Annotated in this window: 11 protein-coding genes; 6 read left to right on the top strand and 5 right to left on the bottom strand. The window is 72.5% G+C overall.

The genetic code is table 11. The features are described from left to right. Positions 1–129: 129 nt before the first annotated feature. Positions 130–807 carry a GPP34 family phosphoprotein gene (locus AB0P17_RS38065; protein ID WP_365818702.1) on the top strand — a complete coding sequence of 226 codons (678 nt, stop codon included), beginning with the start codon at positions 130–132 and terminating at the stop codon, positions 805–807. A 14-nt stretch (positions 808–821) separates the two neighbouring features. Here AB0P17_RS38065 and AB0P17_RS38070 read toward each other — a convergent pair whose 3' ends face one another. Further along, positions 822–1,283: a MarR family winged helix-turn-helix transcriptional regulator gene (locus tag AB0P17_RS38070; protein ID WP_365818704.1), complete on the bottom strand. Its 462-nt coding sequence runs from the start codon at positions 1,281–1,283 to the stop codon at positions 822–824. A gap of 80 nt (positions 1,284–1,363) precedes the next feature. On the opposite strand from AB0P17_RS38070, the gene AB0P17_RS38075 reads away from it, so the two are divergent. Together AB0P17_RS38075 and AB0P17_RS38080 are read left to right on the top strand one after the other, a co-directional pair. After that, on the top strand, positions 1,364–1,747 hold the full coding sequence (locus tag AB0P17_RS38075; protein WP_365818708.1) for a VOC family protein: 384 nt from the start codon (positions 1,364–1,366) through the stop codon (positions 1,745–1,747). Between the two features lie 115 nt (positions 1,748–1,862). After that, positions 1,863–2,303 (top strand): hypothetical protein, encoded by a 441-nt coding sequence (locus AB0P17_RS38080; RefSeq protein WP_365818710.1) that lies wholly within the window; start codon positions 1,863–1,865, stop codon positions 2,301–2,303. A 122-nt stretch (positions 2,304–2,425) separates the two neighbouring features. Here the strand turns inward: AB0P17_RS38080 and AB0P17_RS38085 are convergent, their stop codons facing one another. From AB0P17_RS38085 to AB0P17_RS38100, 4 genes are all read right to left on the bottom strand, one after another. After that, complete coding sequence (locus AB0P17_RS38085; RefSeq protein ID WP_365818712.1) at positions 2,426–3,226, bottom strand: SAM-dependent methyltransferase; 801 nt, start codon at positions 3,224–3,226, stop codon at positions 2,426–2,428. Between the two features lie 249 nt (positions 3,227–3,475). After that, the gene (locus AB0P17_RS38090; RefSeq protein WP_365818714.1) at positions 3,476–6,691 is read right to left on the bottom strand and encodes an amidohydrolase family protein; all 3,216 of its coding nucleotides are present in this window, start codon (positions 6,689–6,691) and stop codon (positions 3,476–3,478) included. Positions 6,692–6,783: 92 nt separating this feature from the next. Next, on the bottom strand, positions 6,784–7,839 hold the full coding sequence (locus tag AB0P17_RS38095; protein ID WP_365818716.1) for a hypothetical protein: 1,056 nt from the start codon (positions 7,837–7,839) through the stop codon (positions 6,784–6,786). A 166-nt stretch (positions 7,840–8,005) separates the two neighbouring features. Beyond that, positions 8,006–9,271 carry a glycosyltransferase gene (locus AB0P17_RS38100; RefSeq protein ID WP_365818718.1) on the bottom strand — a complete coding sequence of 422 codons (1,266 nt, stop codon included), beginning with the start codon at positions 9,269–9,271 and terminating at the stop codon, positions 8,006–8,008. A 379-nt stretch (positions 9,272–9,650) separates the two neighbouring features. On the opposite strand from AB0P17_RS38100, the gene AB0P17_RS38105 reads away from it, so the two are divergent. The 3 genes from AB0P17_RS38105 (at position 9,651) to AB0P17_RS38115 (ending at position 13,459) form a co-directional block, all read left to right on the top strand. Continuing rightward, a complete protein-coding gene (locus AB0P17_RS38105; RefSeq protein WP_365818720.1) occupies positions 9,651–11,063 on the top strand; it encodes a family 2B encapsulin nanocompartment shell protein in 1,413 nt (470 codons plus the stop codon). A gap of 168 nt (positions 11,064–11,231) precedes the next feature. Beyond that, the gene (locus AB0P17_RS38110; protein ID WP_365818722.1) at positions 11,232–12,548 is read left to right on the top strand and encodes a family 2 encapsulin nanocompartment cargo protein terpene cyclase; all 1,317 of its coding nucleotides are present in this window, start codon (positions 11,232–11,234) and stop codon (positions 12,546–12,548) included. 17 nt (positions 12,549–12,565) lie between these two features. Next, the gene (locus AB0P17_RS38115) at positions 12,566–13,459 is read left to right on the top strand and encodes a geranyl diphosphate 2-C-methyltransferase (protein ID WP_365818724.1); all 894 of its coding nucleotides are present in this window, start codon (positions 12,566–12,568) and stop codon (positions 13,457–13,459) included. Positions 13,460–13,499 lie beyond the last annotated feature (40 nt).

Consider the following 13,499-nt stretch of genomic DNA (forward strand, 5'->3'; position numbering starts at 1 on the left):
GTCCATGTCTCCTTGTAGGTCGGCGAGTCCGGCGAGCAGGGTGCGGGCCGAGCGCCCGAAGGTGTGGCGTTCGTGGTCCGTCCAGGGCGCGGGACGACCAGGAACGACCACCGAGCGGAAAGGCAGACCATGCGTGACGAGACGCTGCTCATCGAGGACCTGATGCTGATGCTCCTCGACGACGAGTCGGGCGCCGTGGCCGGAGCCGGCACCCTTCACTACCCGCTGGGCGGCGCGCTCCTCGCCGAACTCGCGCTCCGCGGCAGGGTCGGGACCGACGAGGGCCGGGCGGGGCTGAATGGCCCCAAGGTCCTCGCGGTGGGGGACGGTCCGCTCCCGGACCCCCTGCTCGGGTCCGCGTACGAGAAGGTCGCCGAGCGTCCGCGGGGCGTCGAGACGCTCCTCCTCGAAATCGGCGGCGGCCTCTGGAAACCGATGACCGACCGGCTGGTCGAGCGCGGCTTCATCCGTCGTGAGAGCAGGCGGCGGCTGGGCGTGTTCCGCACGACCAGGCTGCCGGTCGACGACGCGCGGCACGAGGCCGAACTCCGGCGGAGGATCTGCGCCGTACTGGAGGACGGCGAGAGCCCCGACGACCGTACGGCCGCGGTGATCGCGCTGCTCTCCGCGAGCGGGACCCTGCCGAGCCTCCATCCGGCCCCGAAGTGGTCGACCCAGGTGTACGAGCGCGCGAAGGAGCTGGAGAAGGCCAGTTGGGTGGCGACGGCCGTGGGCACCGCGGTGACGCGGACCACCACGGCGAACACCGTGGCGAGCAGCGTGGTCACCGTCTCCGCGATCACCTGACGCACCGCGGCGGGTCACTCCTCCAGGGCCGAGGCGATGCGGTCGAGGTCGGCGAGGAGCGCCGCGACGCGCTCGGGCGGGATCGCCCGGACCATGCGTTGTTCGACGGCGTAGACGGCGGCCTGGACCGTGGCCAGGCGCGCGCGGCCTTCCTCTGTGAGGCGGGCGGGACGGGCGCGGCCGTGGTCGGCGGTCGCGGGGCGGGTGATCAGTCCCGCGTCCTGCAGGCCCCGCAGGACGACGTTTCCGGACTGCCGGGTGACGAAGGTCGCGCGGGCAAGGTCGGCGTTGGACATGCCGGGACGCAGGGCCAGGTGTTCGAGGGTGGCGTACTGCGGCACGGTCAGCCCGTGCTCGCGCAGGACCTTGTCCATGGCCCCGCGCAGGGCGGCCTGGGCGCGTTTGAGCAGGTATCCCACGTGCTGGGTGACGTCCTGCGCGGAGTGGGGCGGCTCGGGCGACGGATGCTTCGGCATGTCAGCATTTTGACATACACACCCCTCGGTCATAGCCTCTCCTATGTCAAAGTACTGACATCAAGGATCGAGGGAAAGCCATGTCTGTCACCGTTGACGGCCCCGACTTCGTCGCCCTGCAGGTGCGCGACCTGAACGCCGCAGCGGCCTTCTTCGAGCAGCGCCTGGGACTGCGCCGGGCGGCGGTCTCACCGCCCCACGCGGTCGTGTTCGACACGAAGCCGACCCCCTTCGCCGTCCGCGAACCCCTCCCGGGCGTCGACCTCGCCGACACCGCGCGGCCCGGCCTGGGCGTGGCGCTCTGGTTCGAGACCTCCGACGCCCACACGCTCCACGACCGGCTCACCGCCGCCGGGATCACCATCCTCAGCCCGATGCGGGACAGCCCGTTCGGGCCGACGTTCTCCTTCGAGGGCCCCGAGGGATACGCGCTCACCGCGCACGGAGGCCGCCGGCCGCAGTAACGGGCTGATCAAGCGTGACCGTTCCCGTGGCGCCGTCGACGGTGACCATCCGCCCGGTCATGATGCGTTCGATGGCGCCCGGGCGTTGTCAGTGCCTCCTGGCAGGATCACCGACATGACACAGACACGGACACCGTTGCTGCTCACCGACATCGAGCAAGCCGTACGCGACAGTTGGAGTGCCGAGACGTGCACTCCCGAGTTCCGGTCGCGCTGGACCGAGGAGAACCCGGCCCGGGACCAGTGCGGGGTGACCGCCATGGTCCTCAACGACCTGCTGGGAGGCGAGCTGATCCGGGGTGAGGTCCACGTCGACGGCGTGCGTGTGGACTACCACTGGTGGAACCGCCTCGGCATGGGCTTCGAGATCGACCTCACGCGCGAGCAGTTCGGCCCCGAGGAGATCGTCACCGGCGGCGATGTCGTCGCCCGCCCGCCCCTGGCCGAATGGCGCAGGCTCCACGAGGAGTACGAGCTGCTCCGCGACCGCGTGCTGGAGAAGCTCGACCGGCGGCAGGCGACGGACTCTTCGGCCATATCGCGTCCGCAGGTCTGACCGGCACCGCACGGTGCCGGGTGTCTGCGCGCGGCGCTCTCCTCGCCGGCGCGCCGGCCGAGGAGGTCCGGGGCGGACCGGCCGTGCCGTCGCCGGGCAGGCCGTCCGGACCGTTCGCGGCGTCAGGGCTTCCGTCCCACTCCGGCGTAGAGCGGGACGGGGTCCTGGCCGTCCGGGGTGGCCGGCCCGCCGCTCTCCGGGCGCCAGTCGGTGGCCGGTACGATGCCGGGCTCGACCAGGGCCAGTCCGTCGAAGAACCGCGCGACCTCCGCGTGGGAACGGACCTGGGCGGGCGTTCCGGCACTGCGGTAGATACCGACGATTTCGGCCCAGGTGGCCGGGTCGAAGTCTCCGGTCACATGGGAGAGGACGAGACAGCTTCCGGGCGGCAGCTCGTCGACGAGCTGCGCGACGATACCGGTGGGGTTGAACTCGTCGGAGACGAAGTGCAGGAGCGCGACGAGCGACAGGGCGACGGGCTTGTCGAAGTCCAGTGTGGTCTTGGCCTGTTCGATGATCTTCTCGGCGTCCCGGACGTCGGCGAGGATGAATTCCGTACTGCCCTGCGGGGTGCTGCGCAGGAGGGCCTCGCCGTGGCGGAGCACGATGGGGTCGCTGTCGACGTAGACGATGCGGGCGTCGGGGGCCGTCCGCTGGACGATCTGGTGGAGGTTGGGTTCGCTGGGAATGCCGGTGCCTATGTCGAGGAACTGCCGGATCCCCTGTTCGGTCAGCCACCGGGCGGCACGGTGCATGAAGGCCCGGTTGATCTGCGCGCCTTCCTTGATGGCGGGAAAGCGGGCTATGACCTGTTCCGCGGCGATCCGGTCGACTTCGTAGTTGTCCTTTCCGCCCAGGTAGTAGTCGTACATCCGGGCCGAGTGAGGCTTGCTGGTGTCGATCCTGGTGTTGTCCGTGGTCATGCGTCTCTCCGTTGACTGCCGTGACAGTTGAGGCGAGATGCAGTGTGCCATGACGCGCGGACGGGAAAGAACGCGCTTTCCGGCGTGGTGACTTGCTCCCTCTCCGTCGTCAAGTGGGCTGGTTACGCAGCGCGGTTGGCCGGTGGCGGGACCCTGCTCCCCTTGTCCGTGGCGGTACTTCCCCACATCCCCCGAGCGCGGACGGCACGCGGGAACGCGCGCGGCCGGCGGGCGCGCCGCGCCGCCCTCTCAGATCCCCGGGTCGCAGCACCCGTCCCGCCTCATCAGGCGTCCCACCGCGAGCCATTCGTCGTCGCCGTCGGCGGGGGCACGGCGCGCCGGCGTCCCGAACGCGGCGACCAGGTCCTCGGTCGTGTACGGCACGCCGCCTCTGAGCACCGCGACCGTCCGGACCAGCGTGTCGAAATCCTCGAACGGGTCACCGTCCACCACTGTCAGGTCGGCGATCCTGCCCCGCTCCACCGTGCCGAGATCCCGGTCGAGGCCGAAGAGCCGGGCGGGCAGCACGGTCGCGGTGCGCAGTGCCGCCGCCGGCGACAGCCCGCCCCGGTGCAGCGCCCGCAGGCCCAGGTGCAGGGAGAGGCCGACCGGGACGAGCGGCGCGTCCGTACCGAGCGCGACCAGACCGCCCGCGGCCAGCACCCGCCGGTAGACGTCGGTCTCCGCGCGCAGGGTCGCCAGCTGAGCCGCGGTCGGCGGCGCGCTCGCCGACTGCCGTACCGCCGCGACGTCCCACGGGGGCATCACGGCGGTGACCCGGGGGTCGTCGGCGAGCCCGGGATCCGCGCCGAGCAGCGGTACGGCGGTGAACGGGGTGGCGATGAGGCCGAAGCCGGTCCCCGGCGCGCCGTAGATCTCCACCACGTCCTCGTAGGCGCGCCCGGACGCGGTCACCGCGTGGCCGGCCTCCCCTCGCTGGGTGGCCTGGAGATGGGTCGTCAGGTCCTGCCCCAGCTGGACGCCGGGCGAGAGCAGATGGCTGCCGGCGCGCACACCGAGCCGCTCGTGCGCGAACCGTGCGGCTTCCTCCATCACCCAACCAGGCGCCCGCACATAGGTCTTGACGAAGTCCCAGTCGAGGGCGGCGCCTCGCTCCAGGGAGCGCCGCAGCCCTTCGCGGGTGCGGTGGGCGCGCCCCATGCTGTAGGCGACCCGGGCGCCGTCGAGGAGTTCGCCGGTGGTCAGCAGCCGGGGCCCCGCGAGCTGTCCCGCGGCCACCGCCTCGCGGATACGGGCCTGTTCGTGGGCGAACCCGCCGAGGGACACGGCGGTGGTGATCCCGTACGTCAGCTGGCCTACGGTCTGGCGCCCGCCGTAGGTGCTCTGCCACGGGTGGGTGTGGGTGTCCCACAGGCCGGGGACGACCGTACGCGCCGAGGCGTCGATCCGCCGCAGGGCGCCGGGGCGGGCGGCGCGGTGCGGTTCGACCGCCGCGATCCGGCCCGCGCGTACGACGATGTCGACGTCGTCCCGTACCGCGTCGCCGGTGCCGTCCCACAGCCGCCCGGCGTGCACCACGGTGTCGGCGGGGGTGGGCGTGCGCCGGTCCAGCGGTACCCGGACCGTGCGGGCGCGCGCGCCGTCGGTGCCGATGAGCCGCAGCCTCGATCCCGACAGGTACAGCAGCGTGCCCGAGTCGCCGGACCAGGAGGGGTGGTCGGCCGGTTCGCCGGTCAGGGTGCGGAGCTCTCCCCTCGGGGTGCCGTCGGGCGACACGGGCAGCAGACACAGCGCCGACTCCACGATCACCGCCATCCAGCGGCCGTCGGGCGACCAGACGGGCCCGGAGTCGTACCGGTCGGCGACGGAGACATGGGGCGCGACGGCGTGCAGCCGGTCGGCGCCGGTGGTGGCGTCCACGACCCGGATGAGGTTGTACCCCTCCCTGAAGCGCAGGTTGAGGCGGTTGCGGTCGCAGAGGGCGAGGTAGCGCCCGTCGGGCGACCAGCTCGGCCGGCCGGGCAGTCCGCCGCCGCCGAGCGGATCCACGAGAACACGTTCCGTACCGGTCGTCAGGTCGCGCACCACGAGCCGGCCGGCCATGTCGAGGCAGGCGAGTCTCCCGCCGTCCGGTGAGAGCGTCGGATGCACCCGGCCGCCCGTCGCGAGCGTGCTCTCGTCGCCGGTGGCCAGATCTCGCCGGTACACGCCGAGGAGTCCGTCGCGGTCGTCGGCGTACAGCAGCGAGCGCCCGTCGCGCGCCCACACCGGTCCGAGCGGATAGCGGGTGGCGGACGGCCGGCGCAGCCGCTCGGGCGGCCGGGCGCCCGAGGTGTCCGCCAGCCAGAGGGTGTTGAGGGCGCCGAAGGCCACCCGCCTCCCGTCGGGGGAGAGCGCCGGGAGGTGGATGCCCCGCACCGGGCGGACCCGCGCCTCCCCCAGGTCGTACTCCTTGACGCGGTAGCGCGGCCGGTCCACGGGGAGGACACCCGCGAAGGGGATGGTCTCCGGCTTCCCCGGCTCGCCGGGGCGTACGAGGGTGAAGCGGCCGTCCACGGTGAGCAGCAGCTCTCCCCGGGCCGTCCAGCGCGGGGGTACGGCCGCGATGTCCCCGGCGACCGGCACGGGCCGGCCGTCGACGACGAGCGTGCAGGAGCCGCCCGGCGCCGCGGTGGTCCGCAGATAGGCAAGACGGCGGCCGTCCGGCGCCAGGGCCGGCGTCATGACCTGCGCCGCCTCGGTCTCGGTGTGCTCCGTCACGACCGGTCCCGCGCCCCCGGCGGGAACGGCGGCGACGGTACGGGCCTCCAGTCCTGGCGCGGTGGAGGTGGTGACGGCCCGCGCCCGTACGAACAGGATCCGCTTCCCGTCCGGCGACCAGGTGGGGTCGAAGTCCTCCCAGGCGCCGTCCTGAAGGGGGCCGTCCTGTCCGGCGAGCCCGGTGACCCGGGTGATGTGGCCGGTCCGCAGGTCGAGGACGTGGATACGGTACGGGCTGCCCGCCACCGGGTCCCCGGCGCGCTCCGAGGCGTAGGCGATCCGGCTGCCGTCCGGTGACCAGGCCGGTCCCCGGTCGTCCCAGGGCCCTTCGGTCCGCTGCCGTACGTCCGAGCCGTCGGGCCGCATGGTCCACAGGTGGTGGCCGCCGCCCTGGTAGGCGCAGAACGCGAGGAGCGTGCCGTCCGGGGAGTGCACGGGCCGGTTGGGTTCGAGGCCCGCCGGGGTGAGCGGCACGGCCTTGCCGCCGGTGCGCGGTACCGACCACAGGACGTTCTGGATCTCGGCGACGAGCCGGTCACCGGCGGGTGAGAGGGTCGCCGCGCCGTTGGTGGCCGCCGTGAACGACAGCGAGAGCCCGGCGCGCGACCGTGCCGCCGCCGGGGCGGCCTCGACGGTGGCGGCCCCGACGGCGGTGGCCGCTCCGGCGGCGCCCGCGGCGGCCAGCAGCCGGCGGCGGGAGAGCGGGAGGGCGGCGGAGATGCTGCGTTCGCGGTCCGGATCCATGACCCAGCACGCTCGCGCACCTCACGGCCCAGCGGCAACACCGCCATTCACGCCAAACGGGTACGGCTCGATGCGACGGGTACGGCCCGCCGCTACGACCTGATGGCGGAGCCGCACGCGGCGTCACCGGCCTCCCGCATGCGCGCGTCCATCGAGGTGCTCCGGTCGTACGGGTCGACCTCCGGGCCGTCCTCCGGGCCCGAGGTCGCGCGGTCGGCACCGAACCCGGGGGTGAAGTAGCCGGTGAAGGTGGAGCAGCCGCCGTTGGTGGAGTCCACCTTGTAGGAGACGAGGGAGAACGTCCCCGGCTCGATGACCACCTTCTCCGGGTCGTCCCAGCTCATCACGATCTCGCGGCGCGCGATGGTGCGCACGACCTCGTCGCTTCCCGCCGCGGCGCGTACGACCGGGTAGACGTAGGTGACATCGGTCGTCACCTCGACCGCCCCCGCGTCACCCTCCCGGTAGGTGACCCGGCCTCGTGTCTTGACCACGTCACCGACGAGCCGCACCTCCGACTCCGCGAAACGGCTGAACAGCAGGAGCGGGTCGTCCTCCTCGCTGGGCGCGCCGAACGCGGCCGTCAGATAGTCCTGGACATCCCGCTGACGCGGATTGATCAACGCGATCGCCTCGCGGGGCCGTTCCCCGCGCAGCACGCCGGGGTCCAGGCTGGAGGCGGCGAGGAAGTCCCGGCTCCGGTCGAGGGCCCGCGCGACCTCCTCCTTGTCCATCCAGCCGGTCGCCCGCGCCGCGGGCAGGCTGATCCCGGCCGTCCCGTCGTCCCACCGCTCGGCGGGCGACCCCTTGAAGGGCTCCTCCATGGTGGGACGCAGGGCGCCCGCCTCCCCGCTCCCGCCGCTTCCGCCGCCGAACCAGCCGGTCACCCGCCCCGGGTCCAGCGCGACGAGCAGCAGGGCGACGGCGGCCAGCAGTCCGACCACGTACCAGACCTTCCTGTCGCGTCGCCGCGGGGCCGTCCGGTACGTCCGCCAGCCCTCCGGGCGGCCGGGCTCCTCCTGGAGCCGCCGCGCCACCATCCGGGCCCGCGCCGACGGCTCCTCGGGGGCGCCCGGGGTCCCGGCCTCGGCCTCCCGCAGGAAGCGCTCCCACTCCTCGTCCGGTATGGACGTCCCGTCCTTGCCCATGCTGCGCTCCCGCCCCCTCGCCCGCGCCCGGTCCGTCCCCGGCGGCGGTCGACATCCGTACATCATCACACAGCTCAACGGCGTCATCACGAGCCCCGACCGCCACCTGACCGGCCCGCGCTCCTGCCAACTTGCCCTGTGCGGGAGGGGGTTGGGGAGGTGTCGTTCAGGCGGACACCGGCGGCCTCGCCCGGTCGGTCCCGTCGGCCCGGCCGGCCCCGTCGGCCCCGTCGGCCCCGTCGGCCAGGAGCTTCGCGGCCAGCGTCGCCCCGTCGGTACGGATCGCGCCGGCCACGGCCCTCGCCCGTGCGCGGGTCCCGGGGGCCAGCGCCGAACCGAGCGCGGCCGACAGGGATTCGACGGTCGGTGTCGGACCGTCATGCGCGGTGCCGATGCCCAGGCCGGCCACCCGGGCGGCCCAGTACGGCTGGTCGACCATCTGCGGGACCACCACCTGAGGCGTCCCCGCCAGGGCCGCCGCCGTCGTGGTGCCGGCGCCTCCGTGGTGCACGACGGCGGCCACCCTGCCGAACAGGGTCCGCAGGTCGACCTCGCCGACGGCGAGGCAGTCGCCCCGGTCACCGGTCACGGCCAGCCCCGCCCAGCCGCGGAAGACCAGTACGCGGCGGCCCTGGGCGCGCACCGCCTCGACGGCCACCCGGGCGATGTCCTCCGGGGCGCGCATGCTGCCGAAGCCCACGTACACCGGGGGCGCGCCGGCGTTCAGGAACGTCTCCACCTCGACCGGCAGGGGGCGCTCGTCCGGCAGGATCCACGCGCCCGTCTGCACCACGTCGAGATCGGCCGGCTCCGGCCACGGGGCCAGGACCGGGTCGGCCGCCAGCCAGGGGCGGCCGGTGAAGACATGGTCGCGGATCCCGTCCACCGGCGGCAGCCCGATCGACGCCCGGTGCGTGTTGAGCGGCACGTCGAACAGTTCGTCGATGCCCTGGGCGTCCAGGTCCCACAACTCCCGGTTGCCGGCCGAGTCCGGTGGCAGCGGCCAGCCCGGCCGCGGGTGCGGCGGGTGGTGCGGCGAGGGCAGGGTGGTCGGCTGGTAGCTCACGTACACGTAGCGGATGCCCAGTTTCTCGGTCACCGACCGCGCGGCCACCTGCGCCAGGCCGGCCGCCACCAGCACATCACACCCCTCGGCCGCAGCGGCGACCGTGTCGAACTGCGCGGCGACCAGATCGAGTCGGCGCCGGTGGAGGTCGTCCGCCGACGGTGGCGTCGCCCCGTGCATCATCGGGCGCACCGGCGGACCCATCGGCACCAGCGGCACACCGGCGCGGTCCAGCAGCTCCGCGAACTCCTCGTCCGGTGGCGCGCACATCCGCACCTCCGCGCCGAGTGCCCGCAGCCGCACCGCGAGCGCCACCAAGGGCTGGACGTCCCCGCGCGACCCGTACGTCGACAACAGCACACGCATTCCGTGACTCCCTGTCCGTGCGTTCCGGCCTCGGTGGGTGATTCTGCGGCGGCGCCCCGGTCTTGCCGCAAGTCCCCCGGTACGCGGTAGGTTGCGGGCGGCGAGGAGTGACGGATCCCCGCCCCCTCCGCGAACCCCAACGGCGCCACGGCAGCGTTCCGAAACCGTCGGCCGAGCACTTAAACATCGCGCGGGCAAGATCATCGCATCGAGTTAACACCGACGGCTTTTCTAGGCCGACTGGGCGCACCGGCCGTTACTGTTCCCAGGGATCTGGACGGGTTCCCGGTCATTCGCCCCTCTTTTGCCCCCCCTTTTCCTTTTTCCCGGTGACGCGCCCGTACGCCGGCCACCGCCTCTACAAAGGAGAGCTCGCCCGATGAGTGTTGATACCGGCCCGGAAACACCGCTGGAGTCGCCTCGGCAGTCCAGCCTCAGCACGGCGGCTGCCCGCAACCTCGCCACCACGACCAAGTCCGCCCCGCAGATGCAGGAGATCACCTCCCGCTGGCTGCTGCGGACGCTCCCCTGGGTGGAGACCAAGGGCGGCACCTACCGGGTGAACCGCCGGCTGAGCTACACCGTGGGCGACGGGCGCGTGGAGTTCATTCAGGACGGCGCGGGGGTCCGGGTGATCCCCCGCGAACTCGGCGAACTGGCCCTGCTGCGCGGCTTCGAGGACGTGGAGGTGCTGACCGCGCTCGCCGACCGGTGCGTCCAGCGCGACTTCCGCGCCGGTGAGACGCTGGTCGAGCGCGGTACGCCCGCCGAGCAGATCCATCTGATCGCCCACGGCCGCATCAACCAGACCACCGTCGGCAAGTACGGTGACGAGGTCGCCGTGGCCGTACTCGCCGACGGCGACCGGTTCGGCGAGAACTCCCTGCTGGACGGGGACGCCCGGTGGGACTACACCGCCACGGCGGAGACGGCGGGCACCCTGCTCACCCTGTCCCGCGCCGACTTCGCCGCCCTGCTGTCCTCGGCACCGAGCCTCCAGGCCCACATCCAGCAGTTCAGCTCACTCCCCCAGCAGCGGCAGAACCGTCACGGCGAGGCCGAGATCGCCATGTCGGCCGGCCACACCGGCGAGCCCGAGCTGCCCGGCGCGTTCGTCGACTACGAACTGAAGCCGCGGGAGTACGAACTCTCGGTCGCGCAGACCATTCTGCGGGTCCACACCAGGGTCGCCGACCTCTACAACGGCCCGATGAACCAGACCGAGGAACAGCTCAGGCTCACCATCGAGGCGCTGCGCGAGCGTCAGGAGTACGAGCTGATCAACAACCGGGAGTTCGGCCTGCTCCACAACGCCGACTTCAAGCAGCGCATCCAGACCCACTCCGGCCCGCCCACCCCGGACGACCTCGACGAACTGCTCTGCCGGCGCCGCGGCTCCAAGTTCTTCCTCGCCCACCCCAGGACGATCGCGGCGATCGGGCGTGAGTTCAACCGCCGCGGGCTCTACCCGAACCACGTCGACCTCGGCGGACAGCAGGTCCCGGCCTGGCGCGGGGTCCCGATCCTGCCCTGCGGCAAGATCCCCATCACCAAGGAGAAGACCAGCTCGATCCTCGTCATGCGCACCGGCGAGGACAACCAGGGCGTCATCGGTCTGCGCCAGACCGGTCTGCCGGAGGAATACGAGCCGGGGCTGTCGGTGCGCTTCATGGGCATCGACGAGAAGTCGATCATCTCCTACCTCGTCAGCACCTACTACTCCGCCGCCATCCTCGTGCCGGACGCGCTCGGTGTGCTGGAGAACGTCCAGATCGCCCACCGCCACGACTGAGCCCCTCCCGGCACACCCTGCCCCGGGGGCGGACGCCCGCCGGTCGCGCCCCGGGGGCCGCCCTGCCACGCGGCTCCGTCGGACCGGCCCCCGGGCCACCGAGCATGCCCGCACTCCGGGACGCCCCCGGGGACCCGGGCCCCCACCCAACCCACCATGGAGCCATGGATGCCCGACCCTGAGCTCTCCCCTCCGCAGTCGAGCCTGCCCGCGGCTGCCGCGCACTTCGGGGCGTACGCCCTCGCCGACGCCGCCGCCCGTGCCCGTGACATCGAGGCGGCCTTCGGCCCTCCGCCCCCGCCGCCCGCCCCTTCCCCGCCGGTTCCGCCCCCCGTGGGCCTCTCCACCGTCGCCGCCGTCCCCGCCGTCTCCGGCTCCGAGGTACGGAGACCGGCCGCCGGTCTGGAACGGATCCTGCGCGGCCCCAGCGGCCTGGGCACGGCGAGCCTCCATCCGGCCCGGCGGGAGGAGCCGTCACCAGCAGCGGAGTCCCCACCACCGGCGGAAGGCACCCCGGTGCCGGGCCTCTACCACCACCCGGTGCGGGAGCCCGACCCCGTACGCGTGGAAGAGGTCAGCCGCAGGATCAAGGCCTGGGCGCTGGACGAGGTCGACCTGTATCCGGACGACTGGGAGGACCAGTTCGACGGGTTCTCCGTGGGGCGCTACATGGTCGCCTGCCATCCGGACGCTCCCACCGTCGACCACCTGATGCTCGCCACGCGCCTGATGGTCGCCGAGAACGCGGTGGACGACTGCTACTGCGAGGACCACGGAGGCTCGCCGGTCGGCCTGGGCGAACGCCTGCTGCTGGCGCACACCGCCCTCGACCCCCTCCACACGACGGAGGAGTACCACTCACGGTGGGCGGAGTCGCTCCGTTCGGACGCACCCCGGCGCGCGTACCGCTCCGCCATGGAGCACTTCGTCCAGGAGTCCACCGCCTCCCAGGCGGACCGGTTCCGGCACGACATGGCCCGTCTGCACATGGGGTACCTCGCCGAGGCGGCCTGGGCCCAGGCGGACCACGTCCCCGAGGTGTGGGAGTACCTGGCGATGCGCCAGTTCAACAACTTCCGCCCCTGCCCCACCATCACCGACACGGTCGGCGGTTACGAACTGCCGGCGGACCTGCACGCCCAGCCCGCCATGCAGCGGGTCATCGCGCTCGCCTCGAACGCCACCACCATCGTGAACGACCTGTACTCGTACACGAAGGAACTCGCCTCCCCCGGCCGGCACCTGAACCTGCCGGTGGTGATCGCCGAACGCGAGAACGTCTCCGAACGCGAGGCCTATCTGAAGGCGGTCGAGGTCCACAACGACCTCATGCGCGATTTCGAGGCCGAGGCCGCGGCCCTGGCCGCCGCCTGCCCCGTCCCGAGCGCGCAGCGCTTTCTGCGCGGCGTCGCCGTCTGGGTCGACGGCAACCACTACTGGCACCAGACCAACACCTACCGCTACAGCCTGCCCGACTTCTGGTAAGAAGAATGGATTCACCTGTGACCAGCACCCAGCTCAGCACCGTCGCCGCCGCCACCGGCACCTCCGTGTTCATCCCCTCCCCGGCAACGCCCTACCAGGGGGACATCGCCCGCTACTGGGACCACGAGGCCCGGCCCGTGAACCTGCGTCTCGGTGATGTCGACGGTCTTTACCACCACCACTACGGCATCGGCGACGTCGACCACGCCTCCCTCGGTGACACCGAGGACAGCACCTACGAGAAGAAGCTGATCGCCGAACTCCACCGCCTGGAGTCCGCGCAGGCCGAATTCCTCCTGGACCACCTCGGCCCCGTCGAGCGCGGCGACACCCTCGTGGACGCCGGCTGCGGCCGCGGCGGCTCGATGGTCATGGCCCACCAGCGCTTCGGGTGCGCGGTCGAGGGCGTCACGCTCTCGGCCAAGCAGGCCGACTTCGCCAACCAGCGCGCCCGTGAACTCGGCATCGACGACCACGTCCGCGCCCGGGTCTGCAACATGCTCGGCATGCCCTTCGAGACCGGGCAGGCGGCCGCCTCGTGGAACAACGAGTCGAGTATGTACGTCGATCTGCACGACCTCTTCGGCGAGCACTCCCGCGTCCTCGCGGTCGGTGGCCGCTACGTGACGGTCACCGGCTGCTGGAACCCGCGCTACGGCCAGCCCTCGAAGTGGGTGTCCCAGATCAACGCGCACTTCGAGTGCAACATCCACTCCCGCCGGGAGTACCTGCGGGCCATGGCCGACAACCGCCTCGTACCGCAGGCCGTCATCGACCTCACTCCGGCGACCCTGCCCTACTGGGAGCTGCGGGCCACGTCCTCACTCGTCACCGGCATCGAGGAAGCGTTCATCAACTCCTACAAGGACGGCTCCTTCCAGTACGTCCTGATCGCGGCCGACCGCGTCTGATCCCGTACGCGTGCGGCCGGCGTCGGCCTTCACTACCTGA

Origin of the sequence: Streptomyces sp. NPDC088124, assembly GCF_040685895.1 — a bacterium.
GTDB lineage: Bacteria > Actinomycetota > Actinomycetes > Streptomycetales > Streptomycetaceae > Streptomyces.